This is a genomic window from Altibacter sp. HG106 (assembly GCF_028561755.1).
In the GTDB taxonomy this organism is placed as follows: Bacteria; Bacteroidota; Bacteroidia; order Flavobacteriales; family Flavobacteriaceae; genus DFVG01.
Window position 1 is genome coordinate 44257 of the sequence record NZ_JAQQTD010000008.1, and the last position, 18549, is coordinate 62805.

Genomic DNA, 18549 nt, shown 5'->3' on the forward strand with positions numbered 1-18549 from the left:
GGAAACGAATTAGTTCAGCGGGGCATTTACCATCCACTGTACGCCATATTTGTCCTTACAACGTCCAAACATAGCATCCCAATGCACCTCGTCATATTGCTGTAATACCTGACCGCCTTGCGATAGCTTCTCGAACAACTGTTGTCCTTCGTCGCGATTTTGCGTATTGATGCTCATTTGTACTTGATTTCCTTCGTTAATCGGCGTATCGGGTGCGGCATCATAGGCCATGATTTGAAAGCCATTCGACTTTAATTCGGCGTGTTGTAATTTATTACGATAATTGTCCGGGATATCCATAGGTGCCTTTTCGTAGGTTTGTTTGTTGACGATATCGCCACCAAGGCATTCCTGATAAAAGGACAAGGCTTCTTGACAGTTTCCGCGGAAGGTTAAATAAGGTTGGACTTTCATAGCTTCTAGTTTTTAAAATTGTCTTGATACAAGATACTCTGAAGCCCAGAGAAATTCCGTTAACAAACGTTATTTTGTTCTTAACAGATTGATAAACTCCTTACCAATCAAATTTATAGGTAGCGCCTAGCAAGCCTTGGATGCTCTGCACCGGAAACTGAGCCCACTTTTGATAATTACCGCCTACCAGATTACTTCCTTTGAGGAAGATATTGAGGCGGTCATTCACTTTATATCCCACATGCGCATTGGCATCTACGTAGCCATCGAGGGTAATTGTCATAGGCGGTCCGGAAGCTCCTGTAGTATCCTGGAACAGGTCAAAACGCTGTCCTACATAGAAAATCGAAGCCCCCGCATAGATCTGTTCAGTGACGTTGAAGTTAGAGAACAGGGTCGCTTGAAGTTCGGGTAAATTCCAGGCTTCGGCTTGATTGGTGGTACTGTATTGTTGGTATTCGGCGTTCACGCCCAAAGAAAAATCATTAGATACTTGCACCTGAAGTTCTCCAAAAAGTGAGAAGGTATTGATGTCGTCATAGACCACTCCAAACGAATTTCCGTTTTCGTACCCTTCGAAGGAAGTAGAAGACCCTTTATACGGGTTCAGCTGAAAGAGCGCTCTATTTTCTTGCGAGCGATAGCCCCCACGAACATTATATCCCACTGCATTTGATAACTTCCCTTTCAACCCTACAAAACCATCTACCAATTCGTTTGTGGGTGCTATGAATAAGGTAGGTGATACAAACGGATTATCTTCTTTGAACTGATAAAAGCTATTTTGTCGCAACCCACCATCGGCACCGGCATACGCCACCAAGATCTCATCAACCAACCGATAGGACGCCTGAATGCGTGGATAGATAAAAAAATCTGTCTCACTGCGTTCTGTATCCAGTCCTACCACAGCGGCCGCCCCAAGCGCTACGGTGAGATCGTCGTTAGTGTAAACCCAGGCGGGAGCCACTCCGGCAATGAGTATTCCATAGGGAAGTGCTTCGGTATTGGCATAATTTCGTTCAAAAGAGCCCGTCAGGTAATCGACCTCTCCCGTGATCTTCAACTCGAATTCAGACAACGGAAACTGAAATTGAGGCTGCGCGCTCACGCGAAATTCGGAGGAAGAAAAAGCGTCACTCACATATTGCAGCTTGGCGGTCATTTTTTCAAAGAATGAATCTTCTACGGAAAGCATTCCGCCCACCTGTGCTCCCAAATAGGTTTGCTGTGGTTCGATGCCTGCGATGGTTTCTGCCGTAAACGGAATCCTAGCGTCTGGCAGTCCGTACCAGTTATACAGCTCATGCGACACCCCTGCCTCTATGCGGTATGCAAGATCTTGTTGCCTGCTGTTATAATACCCATCTAAAGACGTATTGTAAAATTTATTCTCCAGCAGCACACCGTCGATGTCTCCCTGCGCCGAATTGTGTCGAAAGAAAAATCCGGCTTGGTCGGTTCTGCTCAGTTCGAAATTGCTGAATAATTCCCCCAGTATAGTGGTGTAATTTCCAAAGCCTAAGGTGGCGTAATTGTCGTAAAGCTTCATTGGCTTTGCCTTTTCCACGGTTTCTGCTTTTCCCTTGGCCGGGGTAAAGGTAGACGCCACAGGCACCGAAAAAATTGAATATTCTACGGCTTTCTTTTGGGTGGTCACCGAATCATTCAATACTGGTGTCTCCTTTACTTTAAAAGCATCCGAAATGGTGGGTGTGTACGGTTTCACCACGGTGACAACTTCTGTATCGAGATCATCATCCTCCTCCTGAGCGAGCGCAGAGAAGGTTCCGAAGCATACAAAAACCAGAAACAAGAAAAAAGGTAATAGGTTTCGAGGGTATAGCATCATTGCGTACTTAATTTGATTGAGCATTGGGTTTGAAGGAGGTTAGTCGTTTCCATCGGTTTCTACGGAAGCATTCGTTTTCGCCTCGTTGGCTTTGATCACCTCCAATTCGGCTTTGGCCTCATTGACCACTTCGGTAAATTCTGCGAAATTGGTGATCACGCTTTCTAGAATGTAGGTAGCCTGATAAGCGTCGCCTAAGGCATAGAAGTTCTTGGCCATCAAGATTAATCCTTTGGCACCATAGCGTTTGTAGGCGGCAAAATCTTTTGCCAGGCGTTGTACCGAAGCATTCGAAGCTTCGTAGGCTTGTTCTTTGTGTTTAAAGTAGGCGTCGTAGTACAAGGCCTCGGCTGCCAGCGCGCCCGTGGCGATGGTACTCACCGCTGCGTACGCCGACTTAGCGCGGGGCTCATCGCCTGTTTTGATAGCCGATCGTGCAATAATTACCTGCGCATCACTTTTAATAGTATTATCTATTTTGCCATTCTCAAGAACCTTCTCGGCATACTGCACGGCTTCTTGATATTGTTTCAATTCGAAGCTCGCCTTCATACTGTTGGTCTGAGCGAAGATGATGTTCTGCGGAAAATCGGCTTCCACTTCCAAACGCTTCAGGTATTGAAGCGATTTTTCGTAGTTCTTCTGGCCCAGGTACAATTCGGACACCCGTGCCAACGCTTGTTCGGTGAACTCACTACGTTCTTGATTCACCACATATTCGTAATGCGGGATCGCTTCCGCGGAAGCATTTTCAGCAAATAACAATTGCGCCAAATAGAAATGCGCTTGTAAAGCGTGTCGCCCATTTGGGAAGTCATTGAGGTAGGTGGCAAATCGCTTTTTTGCCAATTGCGATTTATTCTCCAAATACGGTTGCTCGGCTGCTTGATACGCCGCGTCATCCAGTTCGTTATCGGCTACTTCCACAAAATCAAGGGTCGCGACCCAATTGGCGTATTCGTCTACACGCCCTTGATCGATATAGATAATCTTGGCCGAAGAAACCGCTTGTAACGCTTCGGAAGTCCCCGGAAAATCGGCCGCTACTTTTTTAAAGATTTGTAGGGCTTCATTGCTTCGATTTGTATTGTCGAAGATAAGCGCTTTTTTCAAGAGCCCTTTAGACACATAACTGCTTTTAGGATGCTGACGTACTAAAGCGTCATAGGTGGAAACCGCCGTGGCATTCTCGTCCAGCGCAACATAGGTATTGCCCAATTCATATAAGGCGTCATCGCGATAAATGGAATTGGGGTAGGCGCCTCCAAAGGCCTTTAAACCGTCTACTTTTTGATCGATCCGATCGACAAATCCATAACTGATGGCCTTCTGAAAAGCCGCGTAATCGGCATCGGTAGTTCCCGATTCGATGGCCGCGTTGTATTGCTCGAGTGCAGGCCAATACTGACTCGTAACAAAGTAACTATCCCCCAAACGAACATAGGCATCATTCTTTCGAGGCCCTTGGGGAGCGGTGTTCGTGAACGTTTTAAAATGTGAAATAGCTTCTGGGTAGTTCTTCAGTTTGAATTGTGTATATCCAAGATGATAGTGCGTATGCGAATACTCGGGGGTAGATTGTGCCTTGGGCAATTGAAGAAACTGTTTATAACCCAATAATGCCTCTTCAAAACGAGCCTTAAGGTAGTCGCTTTCAGCCTTCCAATAGGTGGCTCGAGCCGTATATAAATCTTCTCTGGGTTCGCTCAATGATTTTTCGAACAAGGTCACCGCCTCATCATATGCCCCCTCATTATAAAGTTCCATGCCACGAAGGAAAGTCACTTTTTGATAGGCAAGTTTATTTTCAAAGCGCTTATTATTTTCGAGCAATTCGATAGCGCCCGCATAGTTTTTGGAAGATATATAACTGTCGATTAACAAGCTTTCCAGCGCATCGTTATTGGCATTGTCGGGATAGGCCTCCATAAACGATTGAAGTACTTGCGGAACGGGTTGATAGCTATTCCCAATATCGTAGCTCAGTTTGGCATAATTCAACCAGGCATCCTCTTTTATTTCCGCAGAGAAATCCATTTCAGAAGCATTTTTAAACGCATTCAATGCCTGTTGTTTCTGATCGAGTTTCAAATAGCTCTCCGCCAAATGGTAATAGGCATTTTGCGCTACCGAATTATTGCCGTCGATAATTTTGTTGAATTCACTGATCGCTTTCTGGAAGTCTCCCTGTTTATAGAAAGCATAACCCAGTTGATAGTAATCGGTATTGTTCCATTTTCCGCGGCGCCCTTTGTATTCTTGAAGAAAAGGAATGGCTTGGGAATATTGTTCCAGATTAAAATGACTTTCGCCGATTATTTTCGCCAACTCACTGCGTTCTCTGGGGTTGCTGCTGTCGTATTGTTCCATAGCCATGTCAATGGCTTTCTGAAAATTACCCAACTTGAAGTTCATATCGGCCTGATAATAGCTTAAGCCTTCTGCATACCGCTCTTGATCCTGAACCTCATCAAACAATTGCGTAGCTTCCTGATAATCGTCTCCTTCGTAGGCGATAAACCCTAAATAGTATTTTGCTTGTGACCCGTATTGTTGAGAGGTACTTACGCGATTGAAATAATTCTTGGCTTCATTGTAGCGTTTGCTTGTAAAATACGCATAGCCATTGTTGAAATCGAACCGTTCTCGTTCCGCACGGGAGAGTCCGGAAGGATCGATCTTATCATACCACTTACGCGCGTAGGCGTAGCGTCCATTCTCGAAATAATAATGAGCTACATTAAGGTACGCGTCATTGCGTTTGATACTGGTGGGATACTCGGCGACAAATTCTTCCATGAGCGCATCGGCATTCTGTTGATTGAACCGAACGGCACAATTGGCAATATAGTACGCGCAATCCCCCTCTACCGTCATATCGGTAGCCGATTGCTTGACTTGCGTAAATAAGGATTGTGCGGCCAAGAATTGTTGGTTATTATACAATTCGATGGCTTTATTATAGAGCGCGAGTTCGTTGGTAAAGGCCGCCGTCTGCTGGGCAATGGTAGATAGGGAAAATAGCCCAAAAAAGGCTAAGGTAATGAGGTTTTTGTTCATGCGATTCAGGTTTAAACGCGTATAAAAATACGAGAAACTCTCGGGATAATAACGCAAGAATACGGCGTTAATTATATTTCTTCGGAAGCTTTCGAACGGAATTCCAGATCTGAGATACCATCCGTCGCTTTTTCGTACCTTTCGATTTCAATAATAATTTCTTCGCTATGAAAAAGTGGCTTTTTTTATCATTGGTTGTGCTTATCTCGGTTCAGTGTTCTGCGCAGCGAAATAATGGCTCGGCCATCAAAGAATATCAAGGCAAAGTGGGCATAGGTACGAACACGCCCGATGCCTTATTAACTGTCAAAGGAACAATCCACACTAGGGAAGTCCTTGTAGATTTGGAAGGAGCTGTGGCGCCCGATTACGTTTTTGAAGCCTATACTTCGGGAGTGAGCAAACGCAAGCCTGATTATGAACGATTGTCTTTAAAAGCGCTTGCCGCCTATATCCGTTCGGAAGGGCATTTACCAAAGGTTCCTTCGGCGCGGGAACTGGAAGAAGAAGGCATCGCGCTAAAGCAATTCAACCTGTTACTTTTAGAAAAAATTGAAGAACTCACCTTGTATACTCTAGAGCAGCAGCAGGAAATTGATGCCTTGCGAGAAAAACTTTCCAAGCTTGAGGAATAACCCTATTTTTGGTACGTTCTATATCAAAACAATTTATGACCTCCGAAACCGTATTGCAGCTCAAAGACGCTTCTATTTTTCAGCGTGAGAACCTCATCCTATCCGACGTTTCTGTTTCCGTAGAAAAAGGCGAATTTGTCTATCTCATCGGTAAAACGGGTACTGGGAAGAGTAGCTTTATGAAAACGCTATACGGCGATTTACCGCTTCAGAAGGGTGAAGGTACCATTGTAGGCTTTGATCTCGCTACCTTAAAAGAAAAAGAAATTCCTTTTTTAAGACGAAAATTGGGAGTGGTCTTTCAAGATTTTTTGCTATTGAATGACCGTACGGTTCATGACAATCTAAAGTTTGTGCTTACCGCTACCGGTTGGAAAGACAAAAGTGAGATGGCGGCCCGAATTGAAACTGTATTAGACAAGGTTGGAATGAAGACCAAAAGCTTTAAATTTCCCTATCAACTGTCGGGAGGAGAGCAGCAGCGCATCGCAATTGCCCGAGCGTTGTTAAACGATCCCGAACTGATCCTGGCCGATGAGCCCACGGGAAACCTCGATCCACAAACGAGTGTTGAAGTAATGGAGGTACTACAAGAGATCAATAAGAACGGTAATACTATCCTTATGGCCACTCACGATTATGCCCTACTGCTGAAATATCCTTCAAAGACCTTAAAGTGCGACGAAAATCAGATTTTTGAAGTGGTTCAAAAAAGTGTTTAAGGGACTTCCGTAAGGATGCTTGAATCCCGCAATCGCAGGTCGCATTGCTTTTGTAATTCGGGATCAATAGCAATTCGTATTTTTCCCGCTGCGTTAGGCCTGAGCACCGTATTTCGTCCAATAACGATTTTCTTTCGGGCGGTCAAGGCAAGTTGTGAAGCTTCCGTAAACGTCTGATTTCTCAGATGCACCCTCTTAGAAAGCGCGGTAATCTTAAACTTCCAACGCGAAAACTGTTGGTTTTCGATAACCGTTTCTTCGGAAGGGGTGAGTAAGGTGTAGACCATCTCCACAGCGCGACCGGTATGCAACATACCGGCACCATAATTTCCTTTGAAAGGTTTATTTACTTTTAAGTGATCGATATTGGTGGACGTCATTTTCAAGATGCTTTCCACCTCGTCTACCGGAAGGCAGGGCGCTAACGAAAACATGAGTCCGATAGTACCCGTCACAAAAGGCGCAGAAGTGGACGTACCTTGATAGGTATGCTGTTCTACAATCGAATCGGTCACAAATCTTGAAAACCTGAAGACACCCACAGAAGGCGCTAACAAATCGACTTCTGGATTCAACGTGGCAATAGATTCGGTATACAGCTGAAGGTCGTTATTGATATCGTGATCAATGAACCCAGCGGTTCTGCTCACGTAACCGCTTATGTTTTCAACATAAGGATTTCCCGAAGGCTCGTAACGAATATTATCCTGAGGGCTTTCGTATTTATACATGCCCGAAGATACCGAGATCACATGTTCATAAGACGCAGGGTAATAGAATTTTCGACCTTGTGTTTTTGTCCAATTGCGATTTCCAGCACCAGCTACGATGATGGTTCCGTTGCGAAACATTTTATTGATGGAATCTTGAGCCGACTCGTGATACATAGAACTTACCCAGCTACAGTTGATGACAGGAACGCCCGCTTTAGACAATTCCATGAGTTGCTCATAATGCCTAAAATCTCCGTGATTTGTCGCATAGATGCTGCAATCATAGCAAAGCCCCGGTACGCCATATCCATTATCGCCTTGTGCTGCCGCTATGGCGGCCACACCAGATCCATGACCATTGGCAAAAACCGCTTTTCTAAACACCGTGGTTTTTCCTTTGAATTCTAAGTTTGTGGTATCCACTACTGCATCTGCGATACCCACGGCCACATCTGCTTCGCCTGTGGTATAGTACCACGCTTGTGGGAGTCCGAGATAATCTAAGTAATCATTATTGAAGTTCAATCCTGTATTGGCTCCTAAAATACTGGTACTTCCGTAGTCGTTAGGCTCAAAGATCCGTCGTTCCCCGAGTGGAATCAGTGAACCCGATTCAAAGTATTGCGGATATTTTTCTATTAATTCTGACAGCAACCCTTGCTCCTTCGCACGAACAAAAAATGTGCGGTGTAACGCCTTAGGGCCGGCATTCTTTGCGGTTCTTCGGAAGGTATGGATGTTATAAGCATCTAAGGTTGCTTGCAGGCGTGGGTCGGGCACCTTGATGCGAAGTGCCCCCTGGCTACGGATCACCTCAGGTTGCCAAAGGCTATCGGTAGTTCTTAGATAAAACCAAGTTTCCTCCTGGGCTTCCACCCATCCCCAAAACAATAAGCAACAGGCCAATAAAAAATAGACACGCTTTCTCATACGCATTCAAGGTAGTAAAATTTTAGGCACTTAAACCGACTTCCGTATCTTTAGCCTCAGAAATTAGAAACCGACCCATGCTTTCTATCCTGATTCCTGTTTATAATTACGATGTAGCACCCTTGCTTCAGCGCCTGTATCAGGAAGTAATAGCACTTTCAGAACCCATTGAAGTCGTCCTTCGGGAAGATGGATCGACAGAATTTTTAACTTCAAATGCCACGGCGGCCGAAACATATGCTGTACGCTACTCGGTTTCAGAAAGCAACAACGGACGGACGCAAACGAGACAGTGGTTGGCCAAACATGCCACCCACCAAAACTTACTCTTTCTGGATGCCGATGTACTTCCCTCTCAACCTGATTTTATTGAGCGCTATCTTTCCGTAGCACATAAAAAGCATGCAGATGTTATTTTCGGTGGAATTTCCTATTCGGAAGTCCCCAAAAAGAAAAACCATGAGTTGCGATGGACCTTCGGAACCCAACGAGAAGCCCGGAAGGCAGTAGAACGCGAAGCGTATCCGTATTTTATTATTTCTCAAAATCTCTGCATCGCCAAAGCGCTGTTTCTGAAGATCAATGACTTTGAACAGGAAGGCTACGGACTCGACAATGTGTTTTCGTACCGACTGAAACAACAAAATGCTTCGGTGATCCATATTGATAATACCGTGTGTCACTTCGGACTCGAAACGAATACGCTTTTTTTATCTAAAAGCCTCAACGCCATAGAAACACTGGTTCATTACGAAGCGGCTCAGAAGATTCCCACTAACTTCACGCGCTTACAACAAGGGTATACATCGCTAAGAAAACGCGGTTTTATTTGGTTTTTTTTAACAGTTTTTCGTATTTTTAAATCAACGATTGAGCGCAACCTGTTGTCTAGCCAACCCAAGATGTCTTGGTTCGACCTGTATCGGCTCTATCACTATGCGAAGCTAAAAAGAATCAAGCGTGCCTAAATTTTCCGTGGTTATTTCGGTATACAACAAAGAGCGTTACATTGGTAACACGCTCAAAAGTGTACTTTCACAAACGGTATCCGACATTGAAGTAGTGGTTCTTAACGACGGTTCTACCGATGGCAGTGAAGCAGTCATCAAATCTTATCTACTAGACGAACGTATTCGCTATTTTTCTGAACCCAATCGCGGGGCCGGAGCCGCGCGTAATTTTGTGATTGAAAAGGCCGACGCACCCTATATTGCCTTATTGGACGCCGATGATGTGTGGGCACCTACTTATTTGGAAGAACAACTGCGTCTTATTGAAAAGTATCCGCAGCACAGTGTATTCGCCACGAATAGTCAATTGTACCAACGGGGACGCATTCTTAAGAGGGAGTATTCGATTCCTATTGAACACAGCGACGACATGGTGGTCAATTTTTTTAGCGCGAGTTATATTCACTCCATTATGAATAGTTCTAGCTGTGTGCTTCACCAACGCGTTTTTGACGCAGTGGGATTATACAATCCTTCCATAAAAAGCGGACAGGACACCGATTTATTCATTCGCATTGGGCTGCAGTATTCTGTAGTATTTAGTCCGAAGATCTGCGTTACGGTCATTCGCAACGCCAATAGCCTCTCTCAGCGCACCAAAACACTTGCTGAAAAGGCATCTTTTGAAGCTTATGAAGAGGCTGAAAAAACACATCCCGCATTAAAGAAGTTTTTAGACCTCAATCGCTATTCCCTGTGTTTGCTGGCAAAAATGGGCGGCGATGTAGAGGGGTTTCTCAATATGGCGCGGAAAATCAGTTTAGACAACCTCAACAAAAAGCAACGGTTCTTATTGAAGCAACCGAGTCCGTATCTGCGGTATTTGTTTAAGATGAAAGAAGGCTTGGATAGTATCGGCTTGCGATTAACGGCCTTTAAATGACAAAAACTCTTTGTATTCCCGAAGGTAATCTCCTTCTTCAAATACGCCGCTTGAAACCACCAGGCAAACAGAACCCGACGAAAAATTTTCCAGCTCTCGCCAAATTCCGGTAGGGATTAACAAACCTTTGTTTGGTTTATTTAACTGCACCTTTTTGGTTGTCTTCCCATCGTCCAATTTTACTTCAAAACTTCCGCTAAGCGCCACGAGAAACTCTAATTGTTCTTTGTGCGCATGACCGCCGCGATGGGCATCACTAGGCACATCATATAAATAATAAACACGCTGTATGGCAAACGGCAGCACGTCTTTTTCGATCACGGAAAGGTTCCCTCTGGGGTCTGTGATCTTCGGAATGTCAATAAGTTGGCAATCGTCAAGCTGAGTTTGGTCCATGTAGTAGTAATTTTGTCCAGGTCGCCGCCACATTTTCAGGTGCATACCGAGCGAGTGATGGAGCGGCATTCTTTTGAAGCGCGTTGCGAAGGGATGCATTCAAGGCAACCTGTCGCAATGCTTCAGCAAATAAAGATACTTCCCTTTTCGGAATCAACAAGCCATTTTTTTGATGTTCCATAATTTCAGAAGGTCCTGATGGAATGTCTAAACTTACCACCGGTACGCCTAGTGAAAGCGCCTCTAAAAGTACCATCGGAAAGCCTTCGTACCTACTCGTTAGCGTAACGCACAAAGCCCTTTGAACAATAGGAAACGGATTGGGCATGGCCGGTAAGAACTGAATCCAATCCTTTAATTGTTGTTTTGCCACCTCCAATTGCAACTGCGGCACACTGGGCCCATCTCCCATCAACACAAGCGAAATTCCGTCTTTATGTAGTTGCGAAGCCGCATAACTTTCTATTAGAAATTGATAGTCCTTTACGGCATCATGCATGCGACCATAAGCTAAAATATACGGCGCGTTGTCTATTGTAGCAGGTTCTTTCGCGGCGACCTTCCAATGCGGGTTCACCGCATTTGGAATGCATTGAAGGTTTCGTAATTGAAGGGTTTCAGAAAGCCTCTCTTTGATCGCTTCGGAAACCGTTACGGTCGCCCAATTGGTTTGATACAAGGCCTTAAATCGATCTGGTGTTTTTCCGAAGTAGGTCTCCAAAAAGTGACTATGAACCACGTAAATGGTTTGCACCGAACGGTACACAAACTTTTTATAAAACCATTCGCGATAGAAGTGGTTTTTCGCCCGGTGATCGATAACGAAAGAAATCTGATGGTTCTTCAGATAGGCTTTCAAGATACGCATCCGTCGGTACCGTTTTAGCAGACTATCATTTCCCTTTTTATAAGCGCCGAGGTTTAGGAGGCTCCCGGCATACTCAAATTTGATGTCATCGTTTAACACCGCTACATGCACTTCAAAGCCTTCCGCAGCTAACAACTGTGATAGATGCGCGCAACTGCGATCGGAACCACCCGTTCCCAACGAAATAGACACCAGACATACGGCAGGTTTTTTAGAAGTCGCTGTTGGCGTCATTTATAATTGTATTTTTGGCAAAGCACGACCAAAGATAGCGTATTTATGAAGATCCTGTTGATAGGGGAATACAGCCGACTCCATAACAGCCTCAAGGAAGGATTACAGGAATTGGGCCATGAAGTTTGTTTGGTTGCTACGGGAGATTATTTCAAAAAATTTCCTGCAGATATTTTACTCACTCCCAAGTATCAGGAAGGCTGGGGACATCGTTGGAAGGTGTTCGTGTATCGTTGCTTCGGAATAGATCTTCGCTCCAAAAACCTGTCTAAACAATTAAAGCAGCACGCAGCCGCCCTAAAGGGGTATGATGTGGTGCAGCTGATCAATGAATGCCCCATGGGAATGCAACCGAAGGATTTTCTTCCGTGGGTGTCATTTTTTAAAGAACACAATCGCTCGCTCTTCCTCTTGTCCTGCGGAACCGATCACCTCAGCGTGAAATACGCTTTTCAGAAGAAATTTAGATATTCTATACTAACGCCCTATTTTGAAGGCAAAGTGTCTGAGAAAGCGATGGCTCCCGCCTTGAAATACCTTTCCGAAGCACATGAAAAGCACTATCAAAAGGTTGTGAAACAGGTTGATGGCGTGATCGCTTCCGATTTGGATTACCACATTCCGTGGAAAGGACATCCAAAATATCTGGGCATGGTTCCTAACCCGGTGAACGTAGAAAAATTGGCCTTTTCGTTTCCTACATCCCTAGAGCCTATTGTTATTTTTCACGGCATCAACCGAGGTAACTATTTTAAGAAAGGAAATGATCTTTTTGAAGCTGCGCTCGATCGCTTGCGCGTCAAAAACCTTCCCATAGAAATCGTTACCGTAGAAAACCTGCCGTACACCGAGTATATTATGAAATATCGCAAAGCGCATATTTTGCTAGACCAGGTATATGCCTACGATCAAGGCTACAATGCGTTGGAAGCCATGGCACAAGGAAAAGTGGTACTTACCGGAGCCGAACACGAATGGCGCGATTATTACGGGTTAGCAGAACATACCGTTGTGGTAAACGCGCTTCCGGATGTAGATGCCTTATGCGATACCCTACAGCAGCTTATCGCATCACCACAGCAATTAGAGCATACAGCCAAACAAGCCAGGAAATTTATAGAGCAGGAACATCACTATGTACGCTCGGCGGAAAGGTATCTTTGGCTGTGGCAACAGCGATCAGATAATTAAATATTTCTCTAAACGCGCCTGTTCTGCCTCCCAGTCGCGAGCGATATGCTGTTTTAGCAACTGAGCGGGTATTCCGCCGATCAGGATCTGTTCGCCGAGATCGGTATAATCTTTTGTACAAAGGGTGTTGGAAGCAATAGTACATTGGTTGGGCGTTACCGTGCCGCGCATGATGGTTACCCGATTGCTGATAAAATTATAGTCACCTAACCGTATGGGCGCGGTCATAGCGAAGCGTTCACTCGTTTGCGTGTCGTATAATTGATGAAAATTGGTATCTATCAATTGACATTCTGAGCCCATTCGGGCATAGGCTCCCATCACGATTCGATCTTTACAAATTACTTTCCCATGGGAAGCGATAGAAGCGAGATGACCCATTTCAAAATAAGCCCCTTCACCAACATGTAGAAAATAGTCCTTTCCGAATTGCACATGGCCCTTACAAACAAATTCGCCCTTTAGAAAGATCTCTGCTGTACCTTTGGATTGGGTGACCAACTCGTAGGGTTGTCCGAAGCCTATCATCCCCTTTTTGATAGGAGCATCGATGGTGATCCGTCCGGAAAGCGAGGTAAAGTGTACCTTTCCGTAGATATAGACGGGAAGCTTGCGAGCAATCTTTTTCGGAAATAGTTTGTAATTGATCTGATACGTTTTGATCCAATTGACCTTGCGAAAGAAGTTCCACTTCCGCTTCCAGGTTCGGTATATTGCTTTGATTCCTTCCATTATTTGTTTCGGCCTAAGTACGATCGTATCCACGTTCGCAGCTTGATCTTCCTATCCAGAAAATAGATGGAATATCCACTAGCTATTAGGATCAACAATACGTGTGCAAAGTATCGCCAAAATGTGTTTTCAACGAAAGATACTAAAAATGCCACGACACAGAGCACTACGCTTCCGAAGAATATTCCGGAGAAACCCGACGGAAAATAAAACTGATAGCGCCAACGTGTGATGAGGAACATTCCCACGGCATGAAGGCTGTAATGCACAATAAAACTGATGCCCAAGCCTACAAACCCCCAGTAGTAATACCCAAGCAGGTTCAAGCCAAGCAGTAATGCATTAAAGCCGATCGCTGTTTTGATGAACAGTCGGGAATCTCCTTTCGCGATAATGATATACCCCATCGACCAGGAGACGGCTCGCAACAGCATGGCCAGTATGCCCCACCGGACAAAGGTGGCGGTAGGATCAAAGGCGTCTGAGTACAACACGTTTATGATGAAAGGAGCAAAGGCGGTAAACACCACCACGATGGGAACCAACAAAAGAACGGCGATATAGGCCTGTTCAAATACTGTTTGACGAATTCGAAGGATATCATCGGAAAGCGCAGAAAGTCTTGGAAAGTAATCGGTGGCCATGGCAGTGAATACCATTCCCACATAGGTATTTAAAATTACGATACCGGCATTGTAGAAGCCAACTTCGGCGGTACCACTTTGATAACTGATGAAGATCTGAAGTAAGTAGGTAGTTAGCAAGGCAATGAGACCGCTTACGCTAAGGGTCACTCCCAGCCCGATCATGCCCTTTCCTTCCTGTAGTGCCACGGCATTGCTCACGCGGGTCTTTGGAAGCGAAATCCTTTCAGAAAAATACAGCGTAACGATCAGGCTAATCGCGGATGCAATGATAATAACAGGGACAATAGCGTCAATTCCGTAGAAATAATACAACGGAATGGTAAGTGCCAGCGCGATGAAATTACCTAAGACGTTCGCCTTGGCTAAGGGCGCGTGCTTTTGCAACCCTTGTAAAATGGCCAATCTACTTTTTGTTAGTTGGGTAAAAAGTACCGCCAGGGCCAGCCATCGAATGGGCGTTGTGAAGGTATCTGCATCAAACGCCCATTGGCTAAACCAAGGGGCACCAATAATCATAATGAGCATTCCTATCACAATCGTTCCCCAAACGAGTCGTTTTAAAATGGCTGCTTGCCTACTCACCGCTTCCTCGCCCTCATTCTTCTTAGCGTAACTTAATTCTTTAACGGCACTTTTGTCGAGTCCCAACTGAGTGCCGCTATTCACCAGGTATAGGGTACTGTTTAGAAGTCCTAAGATCCCCATGCCCGACGGACCGATGAGTACGGCCACAAATTTAGAGCGCGCTAACGAGATCAGAATATTAACTACCTGCACCCCGCCAAAGAGCGAGGTGGCTTTTAATACCTTTCGAAACCCGTTATCTACGTGCTGCTTCTTCATCTACTTGTTTGCGTTTGTAATAACGAATGACTAAAAAGAGAACCAGCAAAAAGACGGCTATATATCGAATTAAGTGGGCTATTACCACACCTTCCAGTCCGTATACATCAGTGAGTGTATAGGCCAGTATGTAGAATGCGGCCAGCGAAAAGGCTTCGGAAAAAATAAAGGTTCGCACCATCTTTTTCGCAATAAACTGATGCACGATCACCAACGACGCGAGACGAATGAAATCTCCTAGGAGCTGCCACTTAAACAACTCGGTGAGACCCTCGAACCCAGGGTAAATTAAACTCACTACAAACTCGCGAAAAATGTACACCAGGATCATTCCCACCCCAAACAATGGAAGCAAGGTTTTGTATATGGACACCAGTTCTTTTTTAAAGCCTTGAGACGATTTGATAGCGGCGAACTTCGGAATGACATACAGGGTGAACAGTGCAGTGGAAAATACCATATAGTTTTTCGAAATATTGGTCATCGCCGTCCAGATCCCCGCATCGTTCTGAGTGATCTTAGTCTCGATCATGCTTCTAACATCGATCTCCACATAATTTAGCAATACCGTTGAGAAAAGTGACATGGCCGAAAATGCTAACAAACTCTTCGCCATAGGGGCTTTCAATCGCAGTTTTGAGAACTGCACGTACTCCCGCAATACTTTCAGAAAAATAAACAGCAGTACGGCAATCTGAATAATGGGCGTGAGCGCAATAGCGATGAGTGCGCCGTCGATATTGTACTGAAGCAAACAAAAGATCATGAGGACCGCGGTCATCAAATAAGCGATCAAATCGATTTTCGCAAAATTCTTATAGGCCGATAGGCCATTCACCACGCCGTGGAACACCCGCTGCACGGCAATAAATGGTACCATCACCGCCACAAACTTGATGACATAGGCGAGTCTATTATCATAGAACAGGCGTTCGCTCAAGAAATCGGCCCCAAAATACAAGATGATAGCACTTCCAATACTTCCCAAGATCACAAAAACCCAGGTGGTCGAAAATAGTTTCTGTAATTGGGCTTTGTCTTCTTTGTATTCAGCTAAATACTTGATCACTCCGTTGAATGTTCCCAGAGAAGTGATGGAGGTGAGCATCTGAATCAGATTACGGAGGGACCCAATTTGAGCGATCCCTACTTCTCCTACCCACTGTGCTAATAACCGTTGAATAAATAATGAAACCAACAGGCGTATGCTAATCACTCCCGCATTCAAGGAGGTCATTTTGAGCAAGAGGTTTTGTTGTATGAACTTCGGAATTCTCACGTAAAGCTATTTACTGCTTCGATAATGTGTTGTGCTTCAGAATCGGTGAGCATCGGACTCATAGGTAAACTCACCACCTCTTCGTGTATCTTCTCCGTCACCGGAAACGTCAACGAATGAAATTGCGGCATTGCCTGCTGTCGATGTGGCGGTATGGGATAATGAATTAAAGTGCCCACACCTTTTTCCTTCAAGTGATGGATAAAGCGTTCGCGCTCCTTCACGCGCACCACGAACAAATGAAAGACATGCCTTTCCCACTCGGTCACTGTGGGAAGCACTACGAGTGGATTGTTCATGTTGGCCAAATAGGTCTTGGCGAGGACTCGGCGCTTTTCGTTTTGAGCGTCTAATGACGGCAATTTTTCTAATAAAAAATACGCCTGTAGTTCGTCCAAGCGTGAATTCCCGCCGGGAAGCTCATTGACGTATTTCGACGACGCGCCGTAATTGCGCAGCAGGGTAATCACTTCTGCCAGGGCGGCGTCGTTCGTGGTAACCGCGCCGGCATCGCCCAAGGCCCCTAAATTCTTCGTAGGATAAAAACTGAAACCCGCTGCATGCCCCAGATTTCCCGCCCTGATACCTTCGGAAGTCTTAGCTCCGTGTGCCTGAGCCGCATCTTCAATAACCAACAGCTCAAATTTTTCGGCAAGGGTGTTTAGGGGTTCTATAGGCGCCAGTTGCCCATAAAGATGCACGGGCATAATTGCCTTTGTTTTCCCGTTGATTGCGGCCGCTACCGCATCCAGGTTGAAGTTGTAGGTAGTCGCTTCGGCTTCCACCAACACCGGCACCATGCCCGCCTGTTGAATGGCTAAAATGGTGGCGATGTACGTATTGGATGCAACAATCACCTCATCACCTTCCGACAGCCTGCCCAACACTTTATATCCTTCTAAGATGAGACGCAAGGCTTCCAGTCCGTTGCCCGTACCGATGGCAAACTTAGTTCCGCAGTACGCAGCGTAGTCGGTTTCAAAGTCGTTCACGGCCGTTCCCAGAATATAGTATCCTGAATCTAAAAAGCTTCGAAACTTCTTTTGAAAAGCGGCTTCGAAGGGCTGGTTTAATTTCTTAAGATCGAGAAACGGAATCACGTAGTGACGGGCTTTAGTTGGTCGTATTTGTTTGTTGCAATGCGGTAATTATCTGCGGTGAAACTTCGGGCACCACAGGTTTCTTTCCAAAAGATGAGACCGGTATTCAGTGCCTTTCCGTCGTTTTCGCTAGAAATATTAAAATCGAAATAGCGTCTTCCCTCCTTCCAATGATTGATACAGAAATCATACGCCAAATCGAGACTTCCGTAGGCATTTTTACTGGCCTTTCCGGAAACATACTGTGGATGGACGGTGGTTTTGGTCAGGAACACCGTAGTTCCTGCCACCAGTTCATCCCCTTTATAAACGCTTACTTGTTTGATATTATTGGGAAAGCGATGCGCTAATAAGCGAATTTCATCCAGACTATGGACGGGTGTTACCTCATGTTTTCTTTTGAGGTTGGGGATGAGTACTTCGTTCCAAAAGCCTTCAAAGTTTTGATCTACCCGTACCGTTAATTCATTGCGTTTTGCTTTGTTCAAGCCTTCTCTTCGGTTCTTCTGAAAGGGCAGCTGATGTTGATAATCGATGACCATCAGCACGTCTTTCTTGGTCAATTCGGCTCCGGCACGATACAGAATATACTCTAATTCATCGCTGGGAAGGCTATGATAGAATGTGGGCGGAAGTTTAACAGACCAATGAGTGATGCCGTGGTTGTGAAGAAAATGAAGCATCGCTTGCACCGCTTCCCAGACGTCAAAGAGTTTTGCCTGCTCTTGCAACACCATGCCCCCGTAGGTAAGTCCGAGATGCGAATAGAGTTCATGACCCTCTTGGTGTGCGGGAACAACTGCAAACAGGCTGCCTTTACGATAGATGCACAGCGAAAAGTCTTCAAACCGATGGCTGTGATAATCCATAAAATTTCGATGGAAGAGAAAAGTGGCGTTTTTAGCGGTTCCAATAAAGTCGTTCCAATCGTCTGAAAGCTTCGGCTGATAGCGAATCACTTGAAATTGAGAGAGGATGTCTTCTTCAGGTTGGCCCACGGAATACGATCGATTAGTAGTTGTAAAGCTAAAATTATTTTT

General features: G+C 45.1%; 16 protein-coding genes. 5 read left to right on the top strand and 11 right to left on the bottom strand.

The features are described from left to right. Nucleotides 1–9: 9 nt before the first annotated feature. From PO830_RS13410 to PO830_RS13420, 3 genes are all read right to left on the bottom strand, one after another. Nucleotides 10–414: a VOC family protein gene (locus tag PO830_RS13410; RefSeq protein ID WP_272854087.1), complete on the bottom strand. Its 405-nt coding sequence runs from the start codon at nucleotides 412–414 to the stop codon at nucleotides 10–12. 100 nt (nucleotides 415–514) lie between these two features. Next, nucleotides 515–2290, bottom strand: coding sequence for a TonB-dependent receptor (locus tag PO830_RS13415; RefSeq protein ID WP_272854088.1), 1776 nt, complete (start codon nucleotides 2288–2290; stop codon nucleotides 515–517). 15 nt (nucleotides 2291–2305) lie between these two features. After that, nucleotides 2306–5326 (bottom strand): tetratricopeptide repeat protein, encoded by a 3021-nt coding sequence (locus PO830_RS13420; RefSeq protein ID WP_272854089.1) that lies wholly within the window; start codon nucleotides 5324–5326, stop codon nucleotides 2306–2308. Nucleotides 5327–5493: 167 nt separating this feature from the next. Here PO830_RS13420 and PO830_RS13425 point away from each other — a divergent pair, with 167 nt between their 5' ends. Next, nucleotides 5494–5961: a tail fiber protein gene (locus PO830_RS13425; RefSeq protein WP_272854090.1), complete on the top strand. Its 468-nt coding sequence runs from the start codon at nucleotides 5494–5496 to the stop codon at nucleotides 5959–5961. A 35-nt stretch (nucleotides 5962–5996) separates the two neighbouring features. Continuing rightward, the gene (locus PO830_RS13430; protein WP_272854091.1) at nucleotides 5997–6683 is read left to right on the top strand and encodes a cell division ATP-binding protein FtsE; all 687 of its coding nucleotides are present in this window, start codon (nucleotides 5997–5999) and stop codon (nucleotides 6681–6683) included. Here PO830_RS13430 and PO830_RS13435 read toward each other — a convergent pair. Next, entirely contained in the window at nucleotides 6680–8326 is a 1647-nt protein-coding gene (locus PO830_RS13435) for a S8 family peptidase (protein WP_272854092.1), read from the bottom strand. The two genes, PO830_RS13430 and PO830_RS13435, sit on opposite strands and share 4 nt — an antisense overlap. 77 nt (nucleotides 8327–8403) lie before the next feature. On the opposite strand from PO830_RS13435, the gene PO830_RS13440 reads away from it, so the two are divergent. Further along, a complete protein-coding gene (locus PO830_RS13440; RefSeq protein ID WP_272854093.1) occupies nucleotides 8404–9294 on the top strand; it encodes a glycosyltransferase family 2 protein in 891 nt (296 codons plus the stop codon). After that, nucleotides 9287–10219, top strand: coding sequence for a glycosyltransferase family 2 protein (locus PO830_RS13445; RefSeq protein ID WP_272854094.1), 933 nt, complete (start codon nucleotides 9287–9289; stop codon nucleotides 10217–10219). Before PO830_RS13440 ends, PO830_RS13445 begins: the two co-directional genes overlap by 8 nt. Here the strand turns inward: PO830_RS13445 and PO830_RS13450 are convergent. Together PO830_RS13450 and PO830_RS13455 are read right to left on the bottom strand one after the other, a co-directional pair. Further along, entirely contained in the window at nucleotides 10202–10615 is a 414-nt protein-coding gene (locus PO830_RS13450; protein WP_272854095.1) for a sugar 3,4-ketoisomerase, read from the bottom strand. The genes PO830_RS13445 and PO830_RS13450 overlap by 18 nt on opposite strands. Then, the gene (locus PO830_RS13455) at nucleotides 10596–11717 is read right to left on the bottom strand and encodes a glycosyltransferase (protein ID WP_272854096.1); all 1122 of its coding nucleotides are present in this window, start codon (nucleotides 11715–11717) and stop codon (nucleotides 10596–10598) included. Before PO830_RS13455 ends, PO830_RS13450 begins: the two co-directional genes overlap by 20 nt. 45 nt (nucleotides 11718–11762) lie before the next feature. On the opposite strand from PO830_RS13455, the gene PO830_RS13460 reads away from it, so the two are divergent. Further along, a complete protein-coding gene (locus PO830_RS13460; protein WP_272854097.1) occupies nucleotides 11763–12908 on the top strand; it encodes a glycosyltransferase in 1146 nt (381 codons plus the stop codon). Here the strand turns inward: PO830_RS13460 and PO830_RS13465 are convergent. Genes PO830_RS13465 through PO830_RS13485 form a run of 5 tightly spaced genes read right to left on the bottom strand, consistent with a single transcriptional unit; the run spans nucleotide 12897 to nucleotide 18507 of the window. Beyond that, nucleotides 12897–13640, bottom strand: a complete 744-nt coding sequence (locus PO830_RS13465) for an acyltransferase (protein WP_272854098.1) — start codon at nucleotides 13638–13640, stop codon at nucleotides 12897–12899. The two genes, PO830_RS13460 and PO830_RS13465, sit on opposite strands and share 12 nt — an antisense overlap. Beyond that, nucleotides 13640–15130: an oligosaccharide flippase family protein gene (locus PO830_RS13470; protein ID WP_272854099.1), complete on the bottom strand. Its 1491-nt coding sequence runs from the start codon at nucleotides 15128–15130 to the stop codon at nucleotides 13640–13642. The genes PO830_RS13465 and PO830_RS13470 overlap by 1 nt, the downstream gene beginning before the upstream one ends. After that, nucleotides 15108–16409 carry an O-antigen translocase gene (locus PO830_RS13475; RefSeq protein ID WP_272854100.1) on the bottom strand — a complete coding sequence of 434 codons (1302 nt, stop codon included), beginning with the start codon at nucleotides 16407–16409 and terminating at the stop codon, nucleotides 15108–15110. The genes PO830_RS13470 and PO830_RS13475 overlap by 23 nt, the downstream gene beginning before the upstream one ends. Further along, complete coding sequence (locus tag PO830_RS13480) at nucleotides 16406–17509, bottom strand: DegT/DnrJ/EryC1/StrS family aminotransferase (protein ID WP_272854101.1); 1104 nt, start codon at nucleotides 17507–17509, stop codon at nucleotides 16406–16408. The genes PO830_RS13475 and PO830_RS13480 overlap by 4 nt, the downstream gene beginning before the upstream one ends. After that, nucleotides 17506–18507, bottom strand: coding sequence for a GNAT family N-acetyltransferase (locus PO830_RS13485; protein WP_272854102.1), 1002 nt, complete (start codon nucleotides 18505–18507; stop codon nucleotides 17506–17508). The genes PO830_RS13480 and PO830_RS13485 overlap by 4 nt, the downstream gene beginning before the upstream one ends. Nucleotides 18508–18549 lie beyond the last annotated feature (42 nt).